27 protein-coding genes and 1 riboswitch are annotated in these 26,327 nt (G+C 53.8%); of the genes, 22 read left to right on the top strand and 5 right to left on the bottom strand.

What is annotated here, in order from left to right:
- The first annotated feature begins 164 nt into the window (after positions 1–164).
- The 11 genes from PV407_RS06460 (at position 165) to PV407_RS06410 (ending at position 10,225) form a co-directional block, all read left to right on the top strand.
- A complete protein-coding gene (locus PV407_RS06460) occupies positions 165–581 on the top strand; it encodes a GntR family transcriptional regulator (protein ID WP_332089077.1) in 417 nt (138 codons plus the stop codon).
- Positions 578–1,501 carry an ABC transporter ATP-binding protein gene (locus PV407_RS06455; RefSeq protein WP_332089076.1) on the top strand — a complete coding sequence of 308 codons (924 nt, stop codon included), beginning with the start codon at positions 578–580 and terminating at the stop codon, positions 1,499–1,501. Before PV407_RS06460 ends, PV407_RS06455 begins: the two co-directional genes overlap by 4 nt.
- Positions 1,498–2,406: an ABC transporter ATP-binding protein gene (locus PV407_RS06450; RefSeq protein WP_332089075.1), complete on the top strand. Its 909-nt coding sequence runs from the start codon at positions 1,498–1,500 to the stop codon at positions 2,404–2,406. The genes PV407_RS06455 and PV407_RS06450 overlap by 4 nt, the downstream gene beginning before the upstream one ends.
- Entirely contained in the window at positions 2,399–3,682 is a 1,284-nt protein-coding gene (locus PV407_RS06445; protein WP_332089074.1) for an ABC transporter permease, read from the top strand. The genes PV407_RS06450 and PV407_RS06445 overlap by 8 nt, the downstream gene beginning before the upstream one ends.
- Positions 3,683–3,996: 314 nt before the next feature.
- The gene (locus PV407_RS06440; protein WP_332089073.1) at positions 3,997–4,449 is read left to right on the top strand and encodes a VOC family protein; all 453 of its coding nucleotides are present in this window, start codon (positions 3,997–3,999) and stop codon (positions 4,447–4,449) included.
- Between the two features lie 267 nt (positions 4,450–4,716).
- Positions 4,717–5,112 (top strand): ArsR/SmtB family transcription factor, encoded by a 396-nt coding sequence (locus PV407_RS06435; protein WP_332089072.1) that lies wholly within the window; start codon positions 4,717–4,719, stop codon positions 5,110–5,112.
- Positions 5,078–7,210, top strand: coding sequence for a heavy metal translocating P-type ATPase (locus tag PV407_RS06430; protein ID WP_332089071.1), 2,133 nt, complete (start codon positions 5,078–5,080; stop codon positions 7,208–7,210). Before PV407_RS06435 ends, PV407_RS06430 begins: the two co-directional genes overlap by 35 nt.
- A 310-nt stretch (positions 7,211–7,520) precedes the next feature.
- Positions 7,521–7,844: an ArsR/SmtB family transcription factor gene (locus tag PV407_RS06425; protein WP_332089070.1), complete on the top strand. Its 324-nt coding sequence runs from the start codon at positions 7,521–7,523 to the stop codon at positions 7,842–7,844.
- 15 nt (positions 7,845–7,859) lie between these two features.
- Positions 7,860–9,263, top strand: coding sequence for an arsenic transporter (locus PV407_RS06420; protein WP_332089069.1), 1,404 nt, complete (start codon positions 7,860–7,862; stop codon positions 9,261–9,263).
- A gap of 43 nt (positions 9,264–9,306) precedes the next feature.
- The gene (arsC, locus tag PV407_RS06415; protein WP_332089068.1) at positions 9,307–9,732 is read left to right on the top strand and encodes an arsenate reductase (thioredoxin); all 426 of its coding nucleotides are present in this window, start codon (positions 9,307–9,309) and stop codon (positions 9,730–9,732) included.
- A 25-nt stretch (positions 9,733–9,757) separates the two neighbouring features.
- Positions 9,758–10,225 carry an ArsI/CadI family heavy metal resistance metalloenzyme gene (locus PV407_RS06410; protein ID WP_332089067.1) on the top strand — a complete coding sequence of 156 codons (468 nt, stop codon included), beginning with the start codon at positions 9,758–9,760 and terminating at the stop codon, positions 10,223–10,225.
- A gap of 103 nt (positions 10,226–10,328) precedes the next feature.
- On the opposite strand, the gene PV407_RS06405 is transcribed toward PV407_RS06410, so the two are convergent.
- Entirely contained in the window at positions 10,329–11,240 is a 912-nt protein-coding gene (locus PV407_RS06405) for a DMT family transporter (RefSeq protein ID WP_332089066.1), read from the bottom strand.
- A gap of 155 nt (positions 11,241–11,395) precedes the next feature.
- On the opposite strand from PV407_RS06405, the gene PV407_RS06400 reads away from it, so the two are divergent.
- The 3 genes from PV407_RS06400 (at position 11,396) to PV407_RS06390 (ending at position 14,056) form a co-directional block, all read left to right on the top strand.
- A complete protein-coding gene (locus PV407_RS06400) occupies positions 11,396–12,298 on the top strand; it encodes an AraC family transcriptional regulator (RefSeq protein ID WP_332089065.1) in 903 nt (300 codons plus the stop codon).
- A 197-nt stretch (positions 12,299–12,495) separates the two neighbouring features.
- Positions 12,496–12,945 (top strand): MarR family winged helix-turn-helix transcriptional regulator, encoded by a 450-nt coding sequence (locus PV407_RS06395; protein ID WP_332089064.1) that lies wholly within the window; start codon positions 12,496–12,498, stop codon positions 12,943–12,945.
- 52 nt (positions 12,946–12,997) lie between these two features.
- The gene (locus tag PV407_RS06390; protein ID WP_332089063.1) at positions 12,998–14,056 is read left to right on the top strand and encodes a flavin-containing monooxygenase; all 1,059 of its coding nucleotides are present in this window, start codon (positions 12,998–13,000) and stop codon (positions 14,054–14,056) included.
- A gap of 370 nt (positions 14,057–14,426) precedes the next feature.
- Here the strand turns inward: PV407_RS06390 and vat(I) are convergent, their stop codons facing one another.
- Both vat(I) and PV407_RS06380 read right to left on the bottom strand, forming a co-directional pair.
- Positions 14,427–15,062: a streptogramin A O-acetyltransferase Vat(I) gene (vat(I), locus tag PV407_RS06385; protein ID WP_332089061.1), complete on the bottom strand. Its 636-nt coding sequence runs from the start codon at positions 15,060–15,062 to the stop codon at positions 14,427–14,429.
- Between the two features lie 43 nt (positions 15,063–15,105).
- On the bottom strand, positions 15,106–15,609 hold the full coding sequence (locus PV407_RS06380; RefSeq protein ID WP_332089060.1) for a DUF6022 family protein: 504 nt from the start codon (positions 15,607–15,609) through the stop codon (positions 15,106–15,108).
- A 159-nt stretch (positions 15,610–15,768) separates the two neighbouring features.
- Here PV407_RS06380 and PV407_RS06375 point away from each other — a divergent pair, with 159 nt between their 5' ends.
- The 5 genes from PV407_RS06375 to PV407_RS06355 all read left to right on the top strand — a co-directional run bounded on the left by PV407_RS06375 (position 15,769) and on the right by PV407_RS06355 (position 21,690).
- Positions 15,769–16,470: a MerR family transcriptional regulator gene (locus tag PV407_RS06375; RefSeq protein WP_332089078.1), complete on the top strand. Its 702-nt coding sequence runs from the start codon at positions 15,769–15,771 to the stop codon at positions 16,468–16,470.
- A 198-nt stretch (positions 16,471–16,668) separates the two neighbouring features.
- Complete coding sequence (locus PV407_RS06370; RefSeq protein ID WP_332089059.1) at positions 16,669–18,408, top strand: Rieske (2Fe-2S) protein; 1,740 nt, start codon at positions 16,669–16,671, stop codon at positions 18,406–18,408.
- Between the two features lie 222 nt (positions 18,409–18,630).
- Positions 18,631–19,731: an amidase domain-containing protein gene (locus tag PV407_RS06365; RefSeq protein WP_332089058.1), complete on the top strand. Its 1,101-nt coding sequence runs from the start codon at positions 18,631–18,633 to the stop codon at positions 19,729–19,731.
- A gap of 74 nt (positions 19,732–19,805) precedes the next feature.
- A complete protein-coding gene (locus PV407_RS06360; protein ID WP_332089057.1) occupies positions 19,806–21,311 on the top strand; it encodes an oligosaccharide flippase family protein in 1,506 nt (501 codons plus the stop codon).
- A gap of 61 nt (positions 21,312–21,372) precedes the next feature.
- Complete coding sequence (locus PV407_RS06355; RefSeq protein WP_332089056.1) at positions 21,373–21,690, top strand: hypothetical protein; 318 nt, start codon at positions 21,373–21,375, stop codon at positions 21,688–21,690.
- Between the two features lie 129 nt (positions 21,691–21,819).
- On the opposite strand, the gene PV407_RS06350 is transcribed toward PV407_RS06355, so the two are convergent.
- A complete protein-coding gene (locus tag PV407_RS06350; protein ID WP_332089055.1) occupies positions 21,820–22,698 on the bottom strand; it encodes a phytanoyl-CoA dioxygenase family protein in 879 nt (292 codons plus the stop codon).
- A gap of 241 nt (positions 22,699–22,939) precedes the next feature.
- Here PV407_RS06350 and PV407_RS06345 point away from each other — a divergent pair, with 241 nt between their 5' ends.
- The 3 genes from PV407_RS06345 to PV407_RS06335 all read left to right on the top strand — a co-directional run bounded on the left by PV407_RS06345 (position 22,940) and on the right by PV407_RS06335 (position 25,777).
- Entirely contained in the window at positions 22,940–23,815 is an 876-nt protein-coding gene (locus PV407_RS06345) for an AraC family transcriptional regulator (protein WP_332089054.1), read from the top strand.
- 47 nt (positions 23,816–23,862) lie between these two features.
- Positions 23,863–24,636 carry a M55 family metallopeptidase gene (locus tag PV407_RS06340; protein ID WP_332089053.1) on the top strand — a complete coding sequence of 258 codons (774 nt, stop codon included), beginning with the start codon at positions 23,863–23,865 and terminating at the stop codon, positions 24,634–24,636.
- Positions 24,637–24,756: 120 nt separating this feature from the next.
- A riboswitch (cyclic di-AMP (ydaO/yuaA leader) is annotated at positions 24,757–24,903 on the top strand.
- A 1-nt stretch (position 24,904) separates the two neighbouring features.
- On the top strand, positions 24,905–25,777 hold the full coding sequence (locus PV407_RS06335) for a C40 family peptidase (RefSeq protein WP_332089052.1): 873 nt from the start codon (positions 24,905–24,907) through the stop codon (positions 25,775–25,777).
- Between the two features lie 69 nt (positions 25,778–25,846).
- Here the strand turns inward: PV407_RS06335 and PV407_RS06330 are convergent.
- Positions 25,847–26,327: S-layer homology domain-containing protein (locus PV407_RS06330; protein ID WP_332089051.1), on the bottom strand; the 481-nt coding region annotated here is incomplete at its 5' end.

The raw sequence follows: 26,327 nt of genomic DNA, 5'->3' as shown, positions 1-26,327 counted from the left end.
GACGATTCGGGCGGCGTCTCGGGTCGGTATCGGGCTGTTCGTCATAGGAGCGGCGATCAGCGGGTTATGGGCCAAGTGGTGGTTCGGCAGGACCGTCCGTAAAATTCGCGTCCGATCGTTCGTCAGGTAACGCGCCGTACCGGCCCGGAAGGAGGAAAACCAAGATGCGAATACCGATTCGACTGTCCGAAGATTCGGCCGAGCCGATGTACCATCAGATCGAAGTGCAGCTGCGGTCGCTTATTTTGAGCGGAACGCTGCCGACCGGAACGCTGCTTCCCTCGATACGCGAGCTGGCTCAAGACCTTAGCTGCAGCATTATTACGATTCGTCGCGTCTATCAAGACCTGGAAAACGAAGGACTGCTTCGCACCAAGCAGGGAACCGGCACGTTTGTAGCGGCGGTCGGCGATACCGAGCGCGAGCATTACCGTACCGGCGCTGTGGCGGAGGCGTTTCGCGCCGCGATCGACACGGCGATGCGCGTGCATTTGAGCCGCGGCGAGACGGAGAAGCTGTTTTACGAAAGCTTGAACGCGAAAATGCCGGATCATGAAGGAAACGGGGGACCTAACCGATGAGCACATACGAAGTCGCGCTGAACGGCGTGCAAAAATCGTTCGAAACGTTCCGATTCGGGCCTTTCGATTTGACTGTCGAGCCCGGGGTCGTCACCGCAATCGTCGGTCCCAACGGGTCCGGCAAAACGACTTTGTTTCAAATGCTGATGAACGTCATGCAGCCCGACGGCGGCGCGATCCGTCTATTCGGCCTCGACTACGGGAGCAGCGAGGTCGAGATCAAACGAAAAATCGGGTACGTGGCCGATACTTCGTATGTCGAGGAGAAGGTCGGCCTCATCCGCGATGCAGCCGCCTTTCACAGCCATTGGTTCCCGACATGGAGCGAGACCAAGTGGGCGGATCTATGCGACAAGTTCGAGCTGAATCCGCAGGCGAAAATCAAGACGCTGTCGAAAGGGATGAAGCGGCGGCTGGCATTTTGTCTCGCGATCGCCCAATCGCCCGACCTGCTTATTCTAGACGAACCGTCGTCGGGGCTGGACCCGTATATATGGCGCTTTATGCTGAACGAGCTGCGCGACTTTATGACGAGCGGCGAGAAGACGGTGCTGATCGCCACGCATACGATCGAAGAAGTGCGCCGGTTGGCCGATTACGTCGCGTTCATGTACGACGGACGGCTGCTCGACTACAAGGAAAAAGATGCGCTTCAGGACGAATGGAAGGCGTTATGGATCGAAACGCCGCATACGGACGCATGGAAGCTCCCGGGGGTCGTCGAATCGGAGGAAGGGGCGCTGACGCGGTTAATTTCGCGCGAAGCTTCCGTTACGGAGGGGGCGCTGCGAGCCGCCGGCATTCCGGTCGTCAAACGGCAGACGGTCGAGCTGGACGAAATTTTGCACCATATGATCGCAGAGGCGAAACGCAGCGGAGGACGCGCTGCAGCAATCGAGAAAGGGGAGGAAACGAAATGAACCCGTTGCAAATCGAGCGCGTGACGAAGCGCTACGGCGATAAAGTCGCCGTGAACGGCATCGATTTCGAAGTGCGGCGCGGCGAAATATTCGGTTTGCTAGGCGCGAACGGCGCCGGCAAGACGACGACGATGCGCATGGTGCTGGGTCTCATTGCCCCGGATCAAGGATCGATTCGGTGGAACGGCAAACCGTATTCCGACGAGCTGAGGGCGCTGATGGGGTATTTGCCGGAGGAACGCGGGCTGTATCCGAAAGTGAAAGTTAGCGACCAAGTGCTCTATTTGGCCGAGCTGCGCGGCATGAAGCGCTCCATGGCGGAAAAAAGCTTGCGCCGCTGGCTGGAACGGTTCGAGGTGCCGGACTATTACAATAAAAAAGTCGAAGAGCTGTCCAAAGGCAATCAGCAAAAAATCCAATTTATCGCGGCCGTCATCCACGATCCGGACATTTTGATCCTCGACGAGGCGTTCAGCGGCCTCGATCCGGTCAACGTGGAGCTGCTGAAGTCGACCGTGACCGAGCTGCGGAACGAAGGCAAGACGATTTTGTTTTCCAGCCACCGGATGGACCATGTCGAGGAGCTGTGCGAAAATATATGCATTTTGCACAAATCGAATACGGTGCTTAAAGGCAAATTGAAGTCGATCAAGCGGTCGTTTCCGCGGGAGAGGGTGCTGCTCGAAACGGAGCTCGAGGTGCGCGGACTGGAGCGAATTCCCGGCGTCCGGTCGGTGAAGCGCGGCGAAGCGTGGACGGAAATCCGCATCGACAGGCCGGAAACGGCGCAGGACGTTTTGCGCGAAGCGGCGGCGCAGTCCGAAGTGTACCGGTTTCAAATTATGGAGCCGACGTTAAACGAAATATTCATTAAGACGGTGGGAGGAGAAGGACGGAATGAATAAGCTGGCGACGGTAATCCGCTTTACGTTCCTGAATCGCGTGCGGGCGAAGTCGTTTGTCGTGACGACGCTCATCTTCGCGATCGCTTTGTCGGTCATGATCAACTTGCCGGCCCTGATCGCGAAATTTTCGTCGCCGGACGAACCGGCGAAGGTCGGGATCGTCGGCCCGGAAACCGAGGTGACGCGGGCGCTCGAAAGCTACTACGGCAGCCGGCCGAAGCCGGAGCTGCGCATCGTGCCGCTCGGGGACGCCGGCTCGAAGGAAGCGAATGCGGCGCTCGGCAAAGCGAAGCTGGAGGCGAAGGAGGTCGAATCGTTCGTCGTTTTGGAGGACGACGCCGCGTCCGGCTTCCCGCAAGCGTCGTACCATACGAGAAGCGCGATGAGCGGCACGACGGAAGCGGAGCTGAAAAACGCGCTGCAGTCGATCAAGGCGGAGCTTGTCGTCAAAGACTTCGGGCTAACGGCGGAGCAGCGAGCCAAGCTGAACGCGCCGGTCTCGATCCGGACGATTCAAGTGCAGGAAGGGTCGGACGGCAAGACGGAATCGCAAATGGCGCTCGCCTACGTGCTCGTCTATGCGCTGCTGTTCCTGCTCTACATGACCGTGATCGGCTACGGCAACATGGTGGCGACGGAAATTACGGCGGAGAAAAGCTCGCGCGTCATGGAGGTGCTCATCTCCAGCATATCGCCGCTGAGGCAAATGTTCGGCAAAATTATCGGCATCTGCCTGCTCGGGCTTGTGCAAATCGTCGTGTTCGGCGCGGTCGTCGCCGCCAATTTGCTCGTTCCGCAAAACCTGGAGAAGCTGCGCGGTTTGAATATCGACCTGAGCGACATCCAGCTTTCGCTGCTCGGTTATTTCGCCGTCTTCTACCTGCTCGGCTATTTCATCTATGCGTGCCTGTTCGCCGCGGTCGGTTCGCTCGTCAGCCGCACGGAGGAAGTCGGGCAGGCGATCATGCCGGTCATGCTGCTGATTATTGCGGCGTTCATGATCGCCATGTTCGGCCTGCAAAACCCGAACGCGCCTTTCGTCGTCGCGATGTCGTACGTGCCGTTCTTCTCGCCGCTCATTATGTTTTTGCGCATCGGCATGAGCGATCCGGCCATGTGGGAAATCGGGCTCTCGATCGGGTTGACGGCGGCGACGATGCTTGCGCTCGGATGGCTCGCCGCGAAAATTTACCGCGTCGGCGTGCTGATGTACGGCAAACGGCCTTCGTTTGCCGAGCTGCGGAGAGCGATGTCCGCCTACAAGGTCGGTCCTTGAGAAAATTGTTGGGATTGTGACGAGACTTTATTTGAAGCCGGTAACAGCAAGATTCCTTGCTTTTGCTGGCTTTTTATTTGGATGTACAGGTAAAACATGCCTCCCATATCTGAATATGGCTATGTATTGAATTTCGTTGAATAAATTAATATGACATATCCGAAAACCAATTTCAATTTTACTATACTGTGACTTATCTTTGTAATCATGAACTGTGACAAGATAGTAGTCGTTTGGAAGGAACTAGTAATTCTTGATAGAATAAATATGAAGATGATCCGGTAATAAATTTGTACACATAAGGAGATAAAACTATGGCAAAAAATAAATTACTAAGAATGGACAATGTTGGCATCGTTGTAGAATCCCTTGATGAGGCAATCTCTTTCTTCGAGGAGATTGGCTTGAAGCTCGAAGGGCGAGCGACTGTCGAAGGTGAATGGGCTGGTCGCGTAACCGGGCTGGGTTCGCAGTGTGTAGAGATTGCTATGATGGTTACCCCAGATGGCCACAGCCGACTTGAACTTTCGCGATTTCTCACCCCACCTGCTATATCGGATCACCGAACTGCTCCTGTAAATGCCCTTGGTTATCTACGCGTCATGTTCACCGTTGAAGACATTGACGAAATGGTATCCAGACTCACTAAGTATGGTGCTCAGCTCGTTGGCCAAGTGGTTCAGTACGAGGACTCGTATCGGCTCTGCTACATTCGTGGAAATGAAGGACTTCTAATCGGTTTGGCGGAACAACTCGGTAATAAATAAGTGACGGTAAAAAGAAGACTTAACTGAAATATACATTGTAAAAATCTTTTGAATGATTACTCTGAGAACGTAATGGCATAGACATGCATGAGCAAGACGGGCGAACCGGGAAAATAACAGTTCGCGTAATCACAGGTGTCCGATTTAAAGGATAGCCTGTTTTTGTTTTGCTTCAATCATACATTCAAATAAGCATTTGACTGAATAAGTTTTTCAGGAGTATGATAATCATATACTCAAATGAATGTTTGATTGATGAGGTGCAGGATGACCGAAAAAGATACATGCGAGCTGTATTGCTACGATGAAGCCAAGGTGAATCGGGTTCAAAGCCTTTTGAGGCGGCACGACATAACGGCGATGACGAACATGTTTAAAGCTCTCGCTGATGAAACGAGGATGAAGGTCGCGTTTGCCTTATGTCAAGAGGAAGAACTGTGCGTATGTGATGTGGCCAACATTATTGGCTCCTCGATCGCTACGGCCTCTCACCACCTACGAGCACTAAAAAAGCTGAACCTTGTGAACTATCGTAAAGAAGGCAAACTTGCGTTTTATTCTTTGGAAGACGACCATGTACGGCAGCTCCTTCTGCTCGCCTCAACACATAGTCAGGAGATGATGATCGTTGGAAAATCATACACAACACCAAGCCGACGATAAACAGGTTTTTCGGGTTCAAGGATTTACGTGTACGAATTGTGCCGGGATTTTTGAAAAGAACGTAAAAAATCTCCCTGGAGTTAAGGATGCGCAAGTAAACTTCGGAGCATCCAAAATAACCGTTTTTGGCCATACGACAGTGGCGGACTTGGAAAAGGCAGGGGCATTCGAAAGTTTGAAAGTTACGCCTGAGAAAGAGCGAGTCATCGAAAAAAAGGAGCCCTTCTGGAAGGAAAACGGAAATGTCATTCTTTCTTTTATCCTTCTGATAGCCGGTTACGCTCTAGGGAAACAGTTTGGGGAGGAGAGCTTGTTTTCTTCGGTTGCTTACGGGGCAGCGATTGTATTAGGCGGGTATGAATTATTTATAAAAGGGATCAAAAACCTTTTCCGTTTCCAATTTGATATGAACGTCTTAATGACCATCGCCGTTATCGGCGCCGCCGTCATCGGCGAATGGGGCGAAGGGGCAACGGTAGTTATTTTGTTTGCGATAAGCGAAGTGCTGGAGCGCTATTCGATGGAAAAAGCTCGTCAATCGATTCGCTCCTTGATGGACATTGCACCGAAAGAAGCGTTGATTCGTCGCGACGGCACGGAAGTCATGGTTGGCGCGGACGATATCCAGGTAGGCGATATTATGATCGTCAAGCCCGGACAAAAACTCGCGATGGATGGAGTTGTCGTCAAAGGATCGTCTACCGTCAATCAGGCGGCCATTACCGGTGAATCGATTCCCGTAAGCAAAGCAATCGACGATGAAGTCTTTGCCGGTACGTTGAATGAAGAAGGTTTATTGGAAATTCGGGTGACCAAGACGGTCGAAGATACGACGATTTCGAAAATTATCCACCTGGTGGAGGAGGCGCAAGCGGAGAAAGCTCCATCGCAAGCGTTGGTGGACCGATTCGCGAAGTACTATACGCCGGCCATCATGATTACGGCTATACTACTTGCGATCATTCCTCCGTTGGTTATAGGCGGTAACTGGGGAGAATGGATCTATAGAGGGTTGGCCCTCCTTGTTGTCGGCTGTCCGTGCGCTCTCGTTATCTCCACTCCGGTATCGATTGTTACGGCGATCGGGAATGCGGCTAAACGCGGTGTGCTGATCAAAGGCGGTATTCACTTGGAGGAAGCAGGTCGGATTTCCGCGGTTGCCTTTGATAAGACGGGAACCCTAACGAGAGGCGTACCGCAAGTCACCGATTTGGTCACTTTTGGCGAAAACGAACTTGAGATTTTAAAAATAGCATCAATTCTTGAAAAAGGATCGCAGCATCCGCTTGCTTCAGCAATTTTGCGAAAAGCGGAAGAGGGAAACGTCGACTTTAAAGCCGATGCGGAAGAATTCAGTTCCATAACCGGCAAAGGGGTAAAGGGAAGAATCGGCGAACAATTGTACTTCATAGGCAGCCCAAAACTTTTCGCCGAACTTCATGCGTCCATGGAATCGCAAGCAGAAATCCGGATCGATGAGCTGCAGAAACAAGGGAAAACCGTTATGGTGCTCGGAACCGAAACAAGCGTCCTGGCTCTTATCGCTGTTGCCGACGAAGTCCGGGATTCCAGTAAAGACGTGATTCGACATCTCCATGAGCTCGGAATTAAGAAAACGATAATGCTCACCGGCGATAATAAGGCAACGGCCGAGGCAATCGGCAACCGACTGGGCATTGCTGAAGTCAAAGCGGAGCTTTTGCCGCAAGATAAACTGGAGTTCATCAAAACACTCCGTACGCAGTACGGCAATGTGGCAATGGTCGGTGACGGGGTCAATGATGCTCCAGCTCTGGCTGCATCGACTGTCGGCATTGCAATGGGCGGTGCCGGTACGGATACTGCACTTGAAACGGCGGATATTGCTTTGATGGGGGACGATCTAAGCAAGTTACCGTACACCATGAGTCTTAGCAGAAAAACCCTCAAGATCATCAAGCAAAATATTACATTCTCGCTTGGGATCAAGGTGCTGGCTTTGCTTCTGATTGTACCGGGTTGGCTTACGTTATGGATGGCGATTTTCGCCGATATGGGAGCGACGTTAATCGTAACGCTCAATAGCCTTCGCTTGTTACGAGTTCATCAAGGGAAATAGAATATTACATGTGTTATACAAAGCAGACCGCCGATTCTTCGGTGGTCTGCTTTGTAAACTTTATGAAGGCATGCTGTTGGGGAGCGTTTACTTTATAGGAGAGAGAGCCTGAACATATCACGAATGTGATATGATTTGTCTTTTACAATTACTTATCTTTAATAAATAATCGATTAATTATATAATCATTTACAAATGATATGGAGTCCGATGCTCTGCATCCCCATACGATCGAAGCGATGCGGGAATCGACATGAAGTTTTTCATTTCGGCCGGCTGAATGTCCCTGCAGAGTAAGGAGGTGCTTCGTATGCATGAAATCGAGGAAGTGGCCGATGTATTCAAGTTGCTCGGCGATAAAAACAGGTTGACGATTCTCGCCTTGCTGAAAGAAAAGGAATTGTGCGTATGCGAATTCGTGGATATTCTTCAAACGAGCCAGCCTAATATCAGCCAGCATATGCGCAAATTAAAAGACGGTGGCCTTGTCAAAGAAACGAAACGAGGTCAATGGGTCTATTATTCCTTGAATGTCCAGGATAAACCTTTTATCTTGGACATTCTGAAACACGTCCCTTCGCAAAAGGACAAACTCCAGTCCGCGGTCTGCGAAGAGAACGAGTGCTGCAATTGATTTCGGGAGGGTCTTATGGGTACCATTGCGTTTTTGATCTTTCTGGTTACGCTCACCTTGGTCATCTGGCAACCAAAGGGATTGAACATTGGTTGGTCAGCCAGCGCCGGAGCGATTATCGCTTTATTATTCGGCGTCGTGAGCTTGGCAGATGTGGGCGCCGTAACCGAGATCGTATGGAATGCCACGTTGGCTTTCGTGGCCATTATTTTGATCTCGCTGGTGTTGGATGAAATCGGATTTTTCGAGTGGGCGGCGCTTCACATGGCGCGGCTTGCACGAGGAAACGGTCTGCTCATGTTCGTATTCATCATCCTGCTCGGCTCCGCGGTCGCCGCGTTGTTCGCAAACGACGGGGCGGCGCTGATCATCACGCCAATTGTGCTGGCCATGGTTCGGGCGCTCCGGTTCGAGGACAAGATGGTGCTTCCGTTTATTATGGCGAGCGGCTTTATAGCGGATACGGCATCGCTCCCCCTTGTTGTCAGCAATTTGGTGAACATCGTATCGGCCGATTATTTTGACATCGGTTTTGCGGAATACGCCAGCCGTATGATCGTACCGAATTTCTTTTCCATCATCGCGAGTCTTCTCGTCCTGTTTCTCTACTTCCGGAAAAGCATTCCGAAGAGCTACAATCTCCACCAGCTGAAAAAGCCGGCTGATGCCATCAAGGACAAGAGGCTGTTCGCACTGTCCTGGGTTATTATGGCCGCCCTTCTCGTTGCGTATTTCGTCAGCGAGTTCGTTTCCATCCCGGTATCCGTCGTTGCCGGAATCGCAGCTGCAGCTTTTTTGCTGGCGGCTAGAAAAAGCCCGGCCATTCGCACATGGAAGCTGGTCAAAGGAGCGCCGTGGGCGGTTGTCGCGTTCTCCATCGGCATGTACGTGGTCGTCTATGGCTTGCGGAATGCCGGGCTGACCGATGCGCTGGGGGACGTCATTCAGGTTGTAGCCGATCAAGGATTGTTCGCAGCTACCGTGGGCATGGGTTTCATCGCGGCGATCTTGTCCTCGATCATGAACAACATGCCGACGGTCATGATCGATGCGTTGGCCATCAAAGGGACCGAAACCGAAGGATTCATACGGGAGGCGCTTGTCTACGCCAACGTGATCGGTTCGGATTTGGGGCCGAAAATTACGCCGATCGGCTCGCTCGCCACGCTGCTCTGGCTGCACGTCCTGTCCACTAAAAATGTGAAGATCGGCTGGGGGTACTATTTTAAAATCGGGATTTTGCTGACGGTTCCGACCTTGTTTATCACGCTGGGAGGGCTGTTTGTATGGCTGAGCTTCCTTCAATCTTGGGACGGGAATGTATGGCTAAGCATTGCGGCCGTCGTATTGGTTTTGACGGTTGTGGCGGTCATTCTATTCGGGAGCAAGCTGGCCAAAAGGGGACATCAAGGCGCTTAACCCTCTTCACCTATATAATTCCGACAAAAGGAGAGTTATGATCATGGAGAAAAAACCTTTGGTATACTTTTTATGCACGGGGAACTCTTGCCGCAGCCAGATGGCGGATGGGTTTTTGAAATCGTTGGGCGGCCATAAATACGAGGTCAAAAGCGCGGGACTCGAAGCGCATGGACTCAATCCCCGAGCGGTTCATGTGATGAAGGAAGCCGGCGTGGATATTAGCGCCCATACGTCCGATGTCATCGATCCGGACATACTGAACAAAGCCGATTATGTCATAACGCTGTGCGGACACGCGGACGAGCATTGCCCGGTCATCTCGAATAAGAACGTGACCAAATGGCACTGGGGCTTTGACGACCCGGCCAAAGCGACCGGAACGGAAGAGGAGATCATGGTCCAATTCCGGAATGTGCGGGATGCGATCAAAAATCGGATCAGCCGGTTCGTGGAGGAAGGTCAGTAATTCGAGGGGAAGGGGAGGGAACAGAATGATAAGACGCATGCATGTGGCGTTGAACTGCACGGACTTGGAGAAGTCTCTGGCTTTTTACAGAAGCTTCTTCGGAGCCGAGCCGACCAAAGTCAAAGAAAATTACGCGAAGTTCGAGCTGGAGAATCCGGCTCTCCATTTTTCCTTGAACGTTCGTCCCTTCGAACAGAAAGGGGTATTGAATCATCTCGGATTTCAGGTCAACAATACAGAGGAAGTATTGGCCATGGGGGAGAGACTGCGTCAATCCGGATTGCAGCTGATCGATGAAATGAACACGACGTGTTGCTATGCCGTACAAGACAAAGTTTGGGTGTACGATCCGGACGGCAACGCGTGGGAAATTTTCTATACGAAAGAAGATTCCGAATTCGAGTCCGCAGGAGAAGCCCGGGATTTATCGTTGTGCTGTGCCCCTCCGAGCGCACCGGTTGCCGTGGAATTCGGGGCTTTCAAGAAGAAGTAAGGCTGTGCTGAACATAGACGAGCATCTTCCCCAAGGAGATGCTCGTATTGCAGTTGCCGTTGAAAAATCCCCCCTGTATCATTCCACCTGCATTCGGCACCACTTAATGCGAAAGACGCTTCACCGCTGAATATTGCAGGGATTGCCGCCAAAAGTATATCAGCATACCCAGCAGCGTTATCAATCCGCCTACCAATTGAAAGACGGAGATAGTTTCTCCTAGGAAGAGATAAGCCAGCATAATAGCCAAAACGGGTTCTCCAATAATGCCTACGGACACCGTTGTAGCTCCGATCGACTTAAGCAGCCGATTGAAAATATACTGGCCGAAGATCGTGGGAACTATCGCAAGCAGAAGGAAATACGTCCAGTCCAAAGATTCGTAATTGGTTAAGGAAAAGCCGTTCAGCACGCTGTAGGCGAGCAGAACACTTCCTCCGAGAAAGAAGACAACGACACTATACAGATTCGCATCGATTTTCCGGCTCAACTTTTGTCCGACCAGCATATAAGCTGAAACCAATATAGTTCCGATTAAAGACAATCCGTCCCCAATCAGCGCTTCTCTGGAAACCCCGATATCTCCCCAAGCGATAATGACTGAGCCAAGCAGCGCAGTCACTAAGCAAAGCACGCTCAGTATGCCGGCTCTTTCCCTGAATACAAAAAACGAACCGATCATGACAAACAGCGGCTGCAAAGCCAGGATCACCATGGAACTTGCCACCGAAGTATAAACAAGAGATTCCATCCAAAATAAGAAATACAGTCCCAGCAACAGGCCGGCCAAAAATACCGCGCCCCAATCCTTTGCGTTCATGCTTAAGTAGCGGATCGTTTTCCAAGGGACGAACGGAAGCATGATGAAAGCCGAAATATAAAGCCTATACATACCTGCTATTGCGGTTGGCGTATCCGAAGATTTGATCATGATCGAAGAAACGGAAACCGACAAAATGGCGATAAAAAGCAAGACGTAAGGATGAAGAGGTAACGACGATTTACGTACTTTCACTTAAAAGCCTCCAAGAGGTCTTATCCGATCGTCTGTGCACAGGCTCTAGTGATAAGCCGAAGATATGATATAATCATATCATCGTTTTTTGTTTTTTTGTGTAAATATATCATTAGATAATATCGAAATATTGCCATAGAAAGAAGGTTTCCAATATGGCAAAGTCGCTGCACGAGACGATTGCGTATCCCAATCTTTCGTTTCCTTACATCATGTACACGCATACGCTTTATACGAGCACTCCTGAAGGCCGGGGATTTAACGACCTGCACTGGCATGAAGAACTACAGATCACGTTGGTAACGAAAGGAACATTGGTGATCCAGGTAAACGGAATCGATCATGAGTTAAAGACTGGCCAAGCGATCCTAATCAACAAGGGGATTCTTCATGTCACGACACAGCTGAGTCATGACGGTGAATATGTGAGTTTTAACTTCCCCGAAAAGCTGCTCGCCTTCCATGCGGGCAGTACTATGGAAGAGAACTATGTGCTTCCTTATACCCGCTCTTCTTTCGTTTCATTCGTTATTGCTGGAAACGCAGACTGGGAAAAGCAGGTATTGGACTTACTTTGGGACATGCGAAAAGTGTTCAATATGAAAAAGGGATGGGGATGGGAATACGAGATTTCGATCAAAACTACACAGATCTGGTTCATTTTGATATCTAATCTTTCGCTACCGCAAGAGGAAACGCGGAAACACGCGAAGCGGCAGCAGGAAAGATTGCAGCTCATGCTCAGCTTCATTCATCAAAACTATTCAAATCCCATCACGCTGCAGGAAATTGCCGATGCCGCGCATCTGAGCATCTCCGAATGCACCCGGAACTTTAAAAAGACAGTTCGCATGACGCCTTATGAGTACCTCATTAAATATCGGATCAAAAAAAGCAGCGAATTGTTAGTAACGACGGACGATACTGTAACCGAGATAGCCTGCAAAGTGGGCTTCAATCATGTGAATCACTTCATTCAGTCCTTTAAAAAAGATCAAGGTAAAACACCTAAAGATTTTCGGAAATTCAGAAGCGGCATGGAGAAAGAATGTACGTAGGGGCAGGAAATAAAAGATGATCCGCAAAACGTGTTCATAAAACATTTTCACAGGAATGGGTTCGTTAAGTTAAGGGATGATCAAAAGCTGCAGAAAGGGATCTACCGGATCGCCCGGAATGCAGTCGTAGCTTGCTAAAGAAATAACTTGCAACTTGCAAATAAATGCGGTATAACAGAGTCATGAGGTGAATCGACGTGGACAATATTCGCGAACTGTTTCAGATCATGACTCGCCGCTTTGGTTTGCTCAACAAAAACTGCTGCTCGGTCGGTGGCAGCGACGTTTCGGTTATCCAAAGCCATATCCTGTACGAAATCGATCGTCGGCACAACCCTTCGATGCAGCAAGTGGCCGAGACGCTAGGCACCGACATTACGACCTTTAGCCGTCAAATCCAATCGCTGGTCAAGATGAACCTCGTTCTACGTACACCGGATCCGAATGACCGGAGGGTGTATATTCTTTCCTTGACGACGGAAGGCAAGTTCGTAGCGACGGCAATCGACCAACAGATGAACGTTTACTTGGACGAGATTTTTTCGCACATGAACGAATTCGAAAGAGACACTGTTATTCGATCCATCCGATTGCTCAACGAGGCGATGTCGAAAACAGGCCCATGCTGTACACCCCCGCAAGGGTGATTTCTTTTCGAATATACTTGCATTTTGCAAATAAATAAAGAGGTGTATTTTCGTGTCGGCCGTTTACGATGCCATCGTTATCGGGGGAGGGCAAGCCGGTCTGGCTTCCGGCTATCATTTGAAACGAAAAGGATTGCGATTTGTTGTTTTGGAGGCAAATGATCAAGCGGCCGGGTCTTGGCCTCGGTATTACGATAGCTTAAAGCTATTCTCCCCTGCCCGTTTTTCTTCTTTGCCGGGGATGTCCCTACCAGGCTCGCCAAACGGCTATCCACTCAAACAGGAAGTTATCCGTTACTTGCGGGACTATACGAGCCGGTTTCAGCTTCCCGTCAAAACCAATCAGCGAGTAACGGAAGTCAGGAAGAATGGCGACCTGTTTACGATCGCCACGTCAACAGGAGAGGTATATCGGACCAAATCGGTCATAAGCGCGACGGGGGCGTTTCATAACCCCTATACGCCCGACATCAAAGGGCGGGAAGATTTTAAAGGCCGCATTTTACATTCATCCGAGTATCGCAATCCGGAACCGTTTATCGGCCAGCGGGTGGTCGTGGTCGGTCGTGGAAATTCCGCGATTCAAATCGGAGTCGAGCTGGCGGAGGTAAGTCGGACCTCATTGGCAGTTTTACGGCCGGTTCAGTTCGTAAAGCAGAAAGTATGGGGGCAGGATCTGCATTTCTGGATCAAGTTGGTCGGTTTCGATACGTTCCCGTTTTGGAGATTCGGCAAGAAGGTGCCGGTTTCCGGTTCGGTCATCGATTTGGGCCAATACGAGGAAAAGCTCGCGGCTGGAAAACCGGATCAATTTCCGATGTTCACTTCCTTTTATGCCGACGGTGTCGTGTGGCAGAACGGCACGAAAGAACCGGTTGATGCTGTGATCTTCGCTACCGGCTACCGCCCTAGCCTTACCTATTTAGGCAGTACGGGAGCGCTCGATGCGGAAGGCCGGCCTTTGCAAGTGGCCGGAGTGAGTTCAACCGTACCCGGTCTCTACTATGTGGGTCTGGAGGGGCAACGCTCTTTTGCATCCGCGACGTTGAGAGGGGTCGGCCCAGACGCACGTTTTGTGGTCAAACGTTTGTTACGCCATATAACCCAATGATCACCATGACGGGAGTGGCTTGGGTTTGCGACAGATTTGGAAGCTCCTTAATCTCCAATTATGCTACGCCCAGCTCGGGAACAATGCCCGTATTCCGCCACGGCATTCTACCCGTTGCTTCAACGGAAAACGGCAGCCGATCTTGTGGCCGGCTGCCGTCATGTCGTGATGGAGCTTGTCTGGCCGGTTGTTAGACCTAAATGAAGATAGAGTTGATAAAGATAACACCTGCGTATCCGGACTTCCAGTAATCCTTGAACAAAACAAAGATGCGACTAACGTTTAAATAGGCAAATGGGGATCCCTCCTTAGCGTTTTCAGCCCAAGGCGGGCAGCATTAAGTAGCCGGCTCAAACTGCAAATGAAACGATTAAGAACGTTGTTTCATTTTTCTAAGCGCAACCATATCTCCGCTTACGATAGCGCCGATATACTGACTGACGAGATCGATATCGGAATCCCACCATCTGATCTCCAATAATTCTTGAATGACTTCTTTCGGGTAACGTGGTTTGATCTCCCTAGCGGGATTTCCACCGACTACGGTATAAGGATCAACATCCTTTACGACCACGGCCTCCGCGCTGATAATCGCGCCGTCGCCGATTCGCACCCCCGGCATAATCGTGGCGCGTCTGCCGATCCAGACATCATTGTCGACAACCGTATCTCCTTTGATCGGCAACTGGTCTAGGGAAGGGGTATGTCTCTCCCAACCGTTTCCGAAGATGTTAAAAGGAAAAGTTGAACCATCCATTCGGTGGTTGCCGCCGTCCATCATGAATCTGACTTCCGGGGCAATGGAACAAAATTTGCCTATCACTAACTTTGTCCCAATCACTTCATAATGATATAACACTTGATCTTCAAACGATTCCCCGTTCAACGCGTTGTAATAAGAGTAGTCTCCAACTATGATATTTGGTTTCGTGATTGTGTTTCGAATAAATTGCACATTCATGTTCCCGGGGATTGGGTACTTCTCGTTAGGGTTTGGACCTAGCATACGGGATCTTCCTTTCGTAAATTGATTTCGTTGCCTCTGTTTTTTAACCGTTCAGCCCATGTTCTTTAATACTCCTGATTCCTTGTACGATCTCTTCCTTCAAAACTTCCCGAAGCGAATAAATGACAGGCGCCGAAGGAATGTCAAATTCTAGATGGGAGTGGGGAATCTCCGTCAGCAGCGTACCTAACGCATGACCTCGCTTGTCACGTACTACGTTCCAAAATACTCTGGATCGGTTATCCTCAGTGCCCCATTTCTCAATGGAATTTCGGAAAATCAACTGTTTGGCGATGACGAAATCGGTCTCCTCGAGTTCATCATTTAAACTAAACCCTGCATGTTCCAACTGGTCAAATATGGCCGGCATCAGCTGTTCCAAATATAGACCGTAGGCCGCATCTTCAATTTCCCCAAAAGCTGCCGTCAAATCCTTATGCATGAAATCGTATAAGGGCTTCCACTCACATTCGATATAACGGTTGGCGGCCATACTCATTTCTTCAATCGTCATGTTCTGGCGGAAAATCGGAAACGGTTTACTCATAAACTCACTCCTCCTTATCAACACTCTAATTCCATTGTATAACATATAAGCGAATTGGAAGGTTCCGGGTAAATAAAGAAGGAAATTCGCGTATTATCCGGAAAATGCTTATATGGCACTTTAATTTTGATCGTTTTAGGGGAGGGTCTTGAATTGACGATGCGTCCTAAAAGAATGGCAAAAACATTCATGATTAGTCCCAGCACCTTGCGGAATTACGAAGCGAAAGGCCTGATCCCTCCAGCGGAAAGATCGGCGAACGGCTATCGAATGTATACGGACCTGCATGCAGCTTACCTGGAATGTATTCAAGCCATGGCCCCGTCTTTCGGGATGGAGGTAACAACCAAAGTTCTTCATGGTCTGCGGCATGACATGTCCTATGACGCACTGTGGGCCGTTAGGAAAAAGGAAGTTGCTTTATATGAGGAGAAAGTAAAATTAGCGCAAATAATCGAGGATATTCGGCAAGTAATGAAGGAGAATAATTCGCCCGGTGCCATGGAGCGGTTCGCCATCCACGAAGTTTCTGAGATGACGAAGATATCGAAATCGACGATCCGCTACTGGGAGCAGGCCGGTTATGTTAAGGCGGACCGAGACCCTGAAAACCGTTATCGTTATTACAGCAGAGCTCATCTATTGAAAATCAGGTTGATCCATGTGCTGCAAAACTCCGTTTATTCCGAGGACACCGTAAAACTTAAGCAATCAATCGCCGCTGCCGAACATACGGATCTACAGAGTATCATGAGGTTGGCTGAGCAAATTCGGTCTTATCAAAATAAGGGTATCGAGTCCCAAATGTGTGGGATATCTTCTTTGTGGAAGTTAATTCAACTGTTAAAGGCCCCGATTTAACTTGGACCTCGACGACCTCGCCGGCAAAATGGCGTCGCCCATCCTTCACCTGGCCAATATGGCGGGAAACATTCTTACAGGAGGGAAGCTCCTTACTAAACATGCAACTTTATAAATATACATATTAAAAAAGTATCTGAAATATGATAGAGTATAAACAAGGGAAGGTGCAAAAAATCGGGAAATGGAGGCGTTTTCATGAACGGTTGGATCCAGGCGGGTACGGTAAGAGAGCTTCGGGAGCAAGGTCCGAAGCTGATCAAGGGGGGCATCGTAGTTTTCTATCACGAGGACGAAGTGCATGCACTCGACAACCGGTGCCCTCACCTCGGTTTTCCCCTCCACATGGGAAGTTTGTGCAAAGGGATTTTGACATGCCATTGGCATCATGCGCGGTTTGACGTATGCAGCGGCGGAACGCTCGACCCTTGGGCGGACGATGTTCCGGTACACGACGTAACCGTTCAAGACGGATTGATTCGGGTCAACCCGAATTCCCGGAACGGCAATCAAGTCCAGCTGTATAAAAACCGGCTTCTGAGCGGCCTTGAGCAAAACATCGGTCTTGTTATAGCCAAGGCCATAGTCGGCTTAATGGAGGCGGGCGTACCCGAGACGGAAATCGCGGCGATCGGGATCGAATTCGGGGTCAAACAGCGGAGGCAAGGGTGGGGCTCCGGATTAACGATTCTTACCGCGATGGCGAACGTCCTGCCCAAGCTTGATAAACAAGGCCGTATCCTTGCGTTGTTTCAAGGGTTGCTGCGCACGGCGCGCGACTCCGCCGGAAGCGGAACGCGCTTCTTGCTCGAGCCGCTTCCGAATACGGGCATCACCGAAGAACGGTTGACGGAATGGTACCGCGATTGCATCGAGGTTCGGGATACGCGCGGCGCCGAACGGGTGCTGCTGACCGCCGTGCAGGCGGGGACGGATGAAAAACGGTTATTCTCCATGATGAGCATGGCGGCGACGGACCATTTCTATATGAATGGAGGCCATACGCTCGATTTCCATAATAAAGCATTCGAGAGCTTGAAATATGTCGGGCGCGAGCAGCGCAATTATGTCCTCGCTTCGCTCGTTCCGATGTTCGGAGACGCCTCGCGCAGCGAAGAGCTTCACAGCTGGCAGTCTCCGGTCAATCTGGTTCAGCCGTTGAAGGAAGCGTTCGAAGAGCTGCTCAATATGGACGTTTCTTCCGGAAACGGGGGATCCGGCATCGACGACGAGGAGCTTCTTCAAGCGCTGCTTGGAGACGAACCGATACGGACGTTTCGAGCGCTGAAGGAAGCATTGCTCGGCGGCGCCTCTCCGGTGCGCATCTCGCAAATTGCCGCATTGGCCGCGGCGGAACGGGTCGTCCGGTTCCATACGCAGAACGATTTCGGGGACTGGATATCGGTGCTGCACACGTTTACGCATGCTCACGCCGTTCACGAAGGGTTGATCCGTTCCGCAGATCCATGGCTGGTGCGCGGCATTTTCCATACGGCGGCTGCGATTTACCTCGACCGGTTTTTGAACATCCCGGCTGCCCCGAGACCGGCTGCGATTGGCGCGGCCGAGGACGTGCCGCAGCCCGCGGAGCTGCTCGAGATTCTCGACAAGCAGCAGCAGGTGGCGCCGGCGGCGGAATGGGCGATCCGCTATCTGCGCAGCGGCGGAAAGCCGGAGCCTTTATTTAACGTATTGGGTCATGCACTGCTTCGAGAGGATGCGGAATTCCACTCCTTCCAGATGTACGAAGCGGCCGTATCGGAATACGACCGCTGGGCTTCCGAGTCGGGACCGTTCGCCGAGAAAGCCCGCGAAACGCTGATTCTTGCGGTTACCCGTTATTTGGCGGCGCATGCTCCGACTTCCCGCGAGACGCCCCATACGGCGAAAATTGCATGGCGGCTCCATCGCGGCGAGAATTTGTTCGAAGAAGAATAAAGGGAAATAGGCAAGCCGCTGCAATGATTGAGGGGTAGAGGCCTGACGTCAAAAGATCGCCGATCGCCTGGCTTCGCCGGCCGGGAGGCGGTCTTCTTCTTTGCGCGGGTCTATACCTATACATAAGAAGCCGTTTCGATGGAAAAATTACTCCCTGTGTTTCAAGGAGCAATCGACCATTCGAGGTGATCCCTACTGAAAGCCAAGCGGATCTGGATAACTTTGGCAATAGCCGTCATTTGCTGCATTTCTACGGCATTCGCGGGACGGCCCGACGAAGACCGGGATATCCGGGAATTTTTGCAAAAGCTGTATGCATCGAGAGCCGAGCTGCTGCTTCAAGGCGACGACAAGCTGGTGTCGGACTTTTATTCGGATCAAGAAGCGTTGAGCCGGCACGCCAAAAGGATGGAGCTGAAGCGAAGCTCTTACTTGCGGGCTTGGGCCGAGCGAAGAAACGTGAAGCTCGTCTCGGCCGAGCCCGCGATTCGCATCGTCCGCTTGAAAAAAGATAGCGGGGCCGTTCGCGCTTCGTTAGTCCAGTCGATGAAATTGACGTACCGCTACGATAATCCGCTTCTGCCGCCCCACCATTTCGGCATCGGAACCCGCCATTCGCTGACGCTTCGGCAAATCGACGGCAAGTGGTATGTCGCGAAGGAATGGTATTTGGATCCGTTCGATGAAAACCCGGACCTGATCCCCGCCCGGGTGCAGCGTCGCGGCATAAAACCGCCGGCCGACCAAGCCTCGGCGGCGGCGCAAACGGGCAAACGGGGGGACATTCGCTTCAACCGGGAGCAGGCGCTCGCGTATGCGAACAAATATGCCGGGTCGGCGTGGGGGGCCGGCAACGACAACCGGTATAACCGGAACTACCGCGATTACACCGGACTGGGAGGAGACTGCACCAATTTCGTCTCGCAAGTGCTCGGAGACCCGAAGGAAGGCGGGGGACTGCCCATGAGGCACGGCTGGCGGTATTCGAAAACGGCCGGAGGGAGCGTCTCGTGGGTTAGAACCGATAATTTCAAACAGTTTATTTTATACAGCGGCTACGGCAAGCTTGTAGCCAAAGGAACGTTTTCGGAGCTCATGAAGCCGACGAAGCAGTACGAGAAAGGCGCTTTTCAAGGCTTGCTTCCCGGCGACGTCATCGGCTACGAGCTCGAAGGCGACATCGATCATTTCGCCGTCTTCGTCGGATTCGACGATAACGGGTACCCGCTCGTCAACTGTCATACGACCGACCGCTTTCGGACGCCGTTCGATTTGGGCTGGGACCGAACGACCCGGTACTGGCTTATCCATATCGTCGAATAAGGAAAGAGGCTCATAATTCGCCCCGGCGCTAATATAATGGGAAGGAGGAATGGACAAGGCGGCGAGGTGAAAATGTGAATTCCGGTTCGCTTCTGAAACATACGATAACCCGTTCGGGCGTGCTCATTCTCGTAAAAGTTATGGGAATCGCCGCGCGAATTCCGTTGATCCGTCTGCTCGGGCCGGAAGGGACCGGGCTGTACCAAATGGCTTATGCGTGCTACGGCTTCGGGTTGACGGTCGTCTCGGGCGGATTTCCCACCTCGCTTGCGTTAACGACGGCCGAAAACCGCGCGCTCGGCCGCCGTTTGTTCAAACGCTCGGCTTTCCTGCTTTTCGGCTTGGGGCTTCTAATGGGAGCGTTCTGCTACCGGTTTGCCGACGGCTTGGCCGAATCGCTCGGGAACGCGCATCTCGCTTTTCCGATCCGCTGCCTGTCTCCGGCCATCGCGATCGTGCCATTGCTCAGTCTGTTTCGCGGCTATATGCAAGGGCGAAACAGTCACGGCTTGATCGCGGTTTCCGAATTGATCGAACAGACGGTCCGGCTTTCCCTCATGCTGCTGCTCGTTTTCGCGTGGATCCCGTACGGACTGCCCTCGGCCATCGGCGGCGCGATGCTGGGGGCATTCGCCGGAGCGGCCGCCGCAATCGCGTTCATGGCGGTTGCGACCCGCCTCCTTTCCGAGTCCGGCGAATCCCCGGAGCTTATGCCGCCGGACGGCGCGAAGAAACAAATGACCGCTTTCGTATACTCCTCGCTGACGCTCGCCGCTACCCGCTTCATCGTGCCGCTCTCCGACTTTCTCGACGCCTATATCGTACCGAACCGTTTGCAGGCGGCCGGCTACAGCTTGTCCGAAGCCGTTTCCGTATTCGGGGAGCTTTCCGGGATGGGCGGACTGATCGTTTATATGCCAACGCTGATCACGTCTGCGCTCGCCTTTACGCTATCGCCGAAGCTCGTAGCCGATCGAATGGACCGCAAAACGCATCGCTTTCGGACGCGCTCCGAAGCCGCGCTTCGTTTCGGCTGGTTGTGGGGGATCGCCTCGGCATGGGTGCTGTATGCGTACGCCGACCCGCTGGCGAGGCTGTTTTTTCATGACGCTTCCATTGCCAAAGCGATCCGGTGCATGGCCGTGATCCCGATCTTCGCCGGATTTCGGGAGCTGTCGACGATCGTCCTGTGGGCGAAAGGGGACAAAATTCGTCCGCTCCAAGGCTTGATGGGGGCGGTCGTCGGCTCGCTCGCGTTCAGCTATATACTGATCGGCATTCCGGGACTCGGGTACGCCGGCGCGGTGATCGGCATGGTGAGCCTGGAGGCGATTGCCGCATTGTGGAACGCGAAGACGATGAAAAAGGCGTACCGCTTGGCCGTTCCCTGGAAGCGGAGCTTGGCGGAAGCGGCGAAGCTGCTTCTTTGCCTGGCGATGGCGGAATACGGAATTCGCGCGCTGTTCGCGTGTTTTTCGCTCGGAGATCGGTGGGCCATCGTGCAAATGATCGTCGTTTCGTTGGCCGGCGTCGGCTATATCGCCTCGAACATGCGGCTGGCGCGAAATCGAATCGTATAAGAAGGAAAGAACGGCCCCGCCTGCGAATGTTTATAGGAATGAACGAGGAGGAGGCGCCTTCATGCTTGGATTCGCGATAGCGGGCATTGTCCTGTCGGCGGTGCTCGCGGCCGTAATCGCAATTGCGCGGATGAGGGGAGGAGGCTCTCGCCGGCGGGGGAGCGGGCAAGGAAAGGTGGCGGTGCTGGCCGATCACCGGAAACGAAAAGCGTCGGAGCGGCGAAATTCGGAAGGTGCGCCGTCCAGACCGCAAAAATGCTCGTACTGCCGCAAGCCGGCGAAACGGATCACGATGTACGCGGAACCGTCCGGTACGGTCGTCGGCGTATGCCCCTCCTGCGAGCCGCTGGCGCGCGAACGCGATCTGATGCCGCTCTGAGGCGAAAGCCGGCGGCTGCTCGACCTGCGGCCGCGGGACTCGGCGCGGCGAAACGAAACGACGCCTCCTTCGCGGCGGGGGAGGCGTCTTTGACGTTAGGCCGCGCCTCGCGCGAAGCCCCATTTTCCGCTACACGCGGTGCGCCTTCTGCGCGGGCTTCGCCAGCGCGTCGGTCCACATCCGGCGCCACTGCTCGTAATCGGTCAGCACGCTGTCCGGATTGCTGCGGCTGCGGGCGACGAACGAAGGATGGAAGTCGCGTCCGGAAGGGGCGCCGGTTTTATGATAGCGGAGGTCGAGCGACCAGCGCACGGAGTCGGAACGGTTTGACGTTCCCCGGTGCGGGGTGTACTTGTTCATGATGACGACGCCGCCCTTGCGGCATTCCGCCGTAATCCGCGGCAGCTCCGGGAGCAGCTCCTTCACGATCGTCGTGCCGCCTTCGGCTTGATGCCGCAAATAACCGCCCTTGAAAGCGTGCGGAATAATTTCCATGCAGCCGGTTTGCTTGGTCGCGTCGATCAGCGGCAGCCAAAACGTGATGATTTCGGACGCCTCCGATTCGACGGACGTAACGGCGGCGTCTTGATGCCACGGGACGTTATCCATGCTGACGGCCTGCTCGCCCTCGCCCTTCCATGGCATTTTCGACCGCAAATGCTGGATCGGATTGCACGACAGCTCGCTGCCGAGCAGACATTCGGCTATGTCCAGCAGCTTCTTGTCGGTCAGGAAGCGGAACATGGCCGGTCCGAGCAAATGCATGATGTCGAATTTCCGGTTTATTTCCGGACATTGCTCGTACAGCAGCGCGAAGCGCCTCTCGAACGGCTCGTCCGGGTACAGGTTCGCGATCCGGCCTTCCCGATGAAACCGCTGCGCCCGCTCGTCGACGAATCGTTCGATTTCTTCGATAACCGGCCGCAAATCGTCCTCCGTCCATACGTTCTCCGCAATCAAATACCCGTTCGTCTGAAAAAAAATGACTTGCTCCATCGTTAACGACATTCCGGTTCCCTCCGTTTGTTCGCTTTGCCCGTCTCGTTTCCAGTATAAGAAACGGCCTCCGTTCGCAGAAGGAACGATATATCCCGAAGGGGATACGATTTTGACCCGGGACGAAGCCGGCTTGACCGAACCGAATGTTCGGCCTCGTTCCCTTCCGCGGCAAGGCAGGAAATCGGCGCCGGCCAGCGAACTATACCAACATTCAAGGCGCCCGGACGTCGACGGGAAAGGAGCGAAGCGGATGGAGTTCCGACTGATGTGGGGCGGCAGGCCGTATGCGATCGATCATATTACGACGAACTTGATGGCGGGCCGGCTCGATGCGCATGTCGGGCGTCACGTTCATCCCGTGTTTCACGTCATGTACGTGCTCGAAGGAAACGGGGTGTTCACGGTCGGCGATACGTCGTCGGCGGTCGGTCCGGGCATGCTGTACATCATTCATCCGAACGAGCCGCATCAGTTTCATTTCGGCACGGACGGCCCTCTTACGAACCTGGAGTGCACGTTTTTGCTGCGCGATACGCACGGCGAGCCGGCGGCCGTCAATTTGTTCGACATGATGGAGGAAAGCCGCTCGATTCGGATCGGCGGGGCTGTTCGAACGGCTCCGCTGTCCGTTCCGCACCGGTTCCGGCCGATGCTCGCCGAAGGGTACCGGCGCATCCTCGATCTATACGACGTCCCGCCGCTGAAATCGCACTTCGCCGTTACGGTCGCGGAGCTGCTCGCCAAAATCGAGACGATCGTCGCCGCGGTCGCGCAGCCGGAGCGGGTGCCGAATACGGCGGAGGAGACGGTCGAGCGCGCCAAAATGTTTCTGCAATCGAACCGGCATCGCCCGGTGACGCTGCGGGAGGCGGCGCAGTCGGTCCACGTGACGCCGAACTATTTGTGCCGTCTGTTCAAGGAGCATGCGGGAGAAACGCCGATGGGCTATTTGCAGTCGGCGCGGCTGCGGGAAGCGGCTCACCTTCTCGCTTTTACCGATCTGCCGGTCTATACGATCGCGGAGAAGCTCGGCTACGAGGAGCCTTCGTATTTCGCCAGACTGTTTCGCCGCATGTACGGCGAATCGCCGCAATCATACCGAAAACGCAGCTTGCTTCATGGGTGAGCCCTCATCGAACGCAAGCTGCGCATCCGAATGGAGGCGCTTGAAGCATGAAGTCGTTTTTCGTTTTGACCGATTTGGAAGGGCCGGCCGGCGTGGACAGCTTTACGCAAACCCGCCCGGGAGACGGCTTCCCGGAACGGGTGGAAGCCGCGAAGAAGCTGCTGGCGCGCGAAGTGAACGCGTGCATCGAAGGGATTCGCTCCGTTTACGGCGACGCCCGCATCGACGTCTGGGACGGGCACGGCCCCGGCGGCCTGCTTGCCGAAGATTTGGCCTACGGCAACTACTTGCGGGAAGGCCAGCCGTACAAGCGGCTCGAAGGCTACGACGCGCTGCTGTTCGTCGGCCAGCACGCGATGGCCGGCACGTTTAACGCCCCGCTCAATCATACGTATTCGTCCAAAACGGTCGCCTATTACAAGCTGAACGGCGTATTTATCGGAGAGTTCGGAGCGAGGGCGCTGATCGCCGGCACGCAGGGCGTCCCTACCGTCTTTTTGTCGGGGGACGACAAAGCCGCGCTCGAAGCGAAGCTGTTCGTCCCGGAAATCGAGACGGCCGTCGTCAAATGGGGCCGGGGCGTCGAAGCGGCCGTCCATCTGGACGGAGACGAGGCGTGCCGCGTCGTTCGCGAGGGAGCGGCGCGGGCGGTGCGGCGAATGGCCGACATTCCGCCGTTTACGGCGATTTCCGCCCCGTACGTGCTGGAAATCCGCTATTTGAACCCGCCGCAGAAAAAGCAGCAGGGCCCGGGCGTCGAATGGGTGGACGACCGGACGGTCCGTCTGCAGCGGGACGATATTCGCGATTTGCCCGTATGATCGGCGTCAAACGGCGATTGCGGACGAAACCGTTCGGAGCGTATAGGAACGCCCGCGAGCGGCAATTGTCATTTTTTGAGGGTTGACCCGCGGAAAAACGGTATGCTACCCTAAAACCCAAATTACATAATGCCGAATCCGGGTATACCGAATACCCGGTACGGGGGACGATTTACCGTGGGGTGAATGTCCGCGTTACCGAACGCGGCAAGGGAAAACCTCTTCCCTAACCCGTCAGCTAACCTCGGAGGCAGCAGGAGGGAACCGTTTGAAGCGTTTGTGGAAAACTGTTTTTTTGTCGTGCGCCGTTTGGGTATCCGCTTCCGCGCTGTGGAGCGCGAATGCGTCCGCAAACGATGAGGCGGGCGTGAAAATTCAAGTGAACGACCGGCTCGTCGAGTTTCCGGAAGCGCCTCCAATTATCGACGGCGGGCAGACGCTCGTGCCGATGCGCCCGGTGTTCGAAGCGATGGGGTACCGGCTCGACTGGCAAATGGACGGCGGGCAAGTGACGGTCCGGCTGCAGGATGCGGCGAAGAAGAAGACGGTGGAAGCGAAAACCGGAACGAACGAATGGGTCGTCGACGGGAAGCAGGTCAAGCTCGCTTCCGGCGCGCAAAATCGGCAGGGGACGGTCTACGTCCCGCTCCGTCTCGTATCGGAAACGCTGGGCTATATCGTACAGTGGGACAACGACAACCAAATCGCGATCATCGGCCTGGACGGGAAATACCATGCGCCCGCCTGGTACGCGCCTCCCAAGGTCGCGGCCTACACGCCGACCGTGGCGGAACTCGTAACGGCCAAGGCGAAAAGCATGCTCGGCATCCGTTACGTCTGGGGAGGCACGACGCCCGGAGGCTTCGACTGCTCGGGCTTCGTCGGCTACCTATACGGCCAATACGGCATCGATTTGCCGAGAACCGCGCTGGACATGTACGATTCGGCGGGACAATCGGTCGTCGGGCTGCAGGCCGGAGACTTGGTCTTTTTCAAAATCGGCAAATCGACGACGCATGTCGGCATTTATTTGGGAGACGGGCAATTCGTCTCCGCGACGACGTCGGCCGGGACGAAAATCGATTCGATTTCCAGCTCCTACTGGGGGCCGAAATTCATCGGCGCGAAGCGCGTCCTGTAAACGGGGCTTCGGGCCAACCGCATAAAAGGAAGAACCTCCGATCGCCCGCGCTTCGGAGGTTCTTTCATGTTATTCGACGAACTGATATTTTAGGCTCGCCGCCGTCGTTTTTTCCGCGATTTTCGAGGCGAGCCGTTCCATTAACGCCGCCGTCTGCGCCCGCGAGATCGGATAGTCCGGCCGGAACAATCCCGGCTCGTAGCCCTGCAGAACGCCTTGCTCGTTCAGCGCCTGAATGTACGGGTACGCCCAGCCGTCGGCTCCGACGTCGAAAAACGACGCCGGCGAGGCCGGCGAGCCGTCAAGCTTCAGCGCCCGCGCCAGCATCGCCGCCATTTCGGCGCGGGTCACCGGGACGTCGGGCTTGAACGCGTTTGCGCCGACGCCGTCGACGATGCCGGCCTGCTTGGCCAGGGCGACGGCGCCGCTCGCCCAATGCCCGGCGGGCACGTCGGCGAAGCCGGAGCCGCCCGCGGCGGCCGTTTGCCCCGGCAGCAGCGCCCGGGTCAGGATGGCCGCCACCTGCGCCCGCGTCAGCGCGGCGTCCGGG

The sequence above is a fragment of the Paenibacillus sp. GYB003 genome (assembly GCF_036577625.1).
In the GTDB taxonomy this organism is placed as follows: Bacteria; Bacillota; Bacilli; order Paenibacillales; family NBRC-103111; genus Paenibacillus_AB.
Note: the sequence above shows the minus strand (reverse complement) of the source record. Positions and strands in the feature narration are given on the sequence as shown.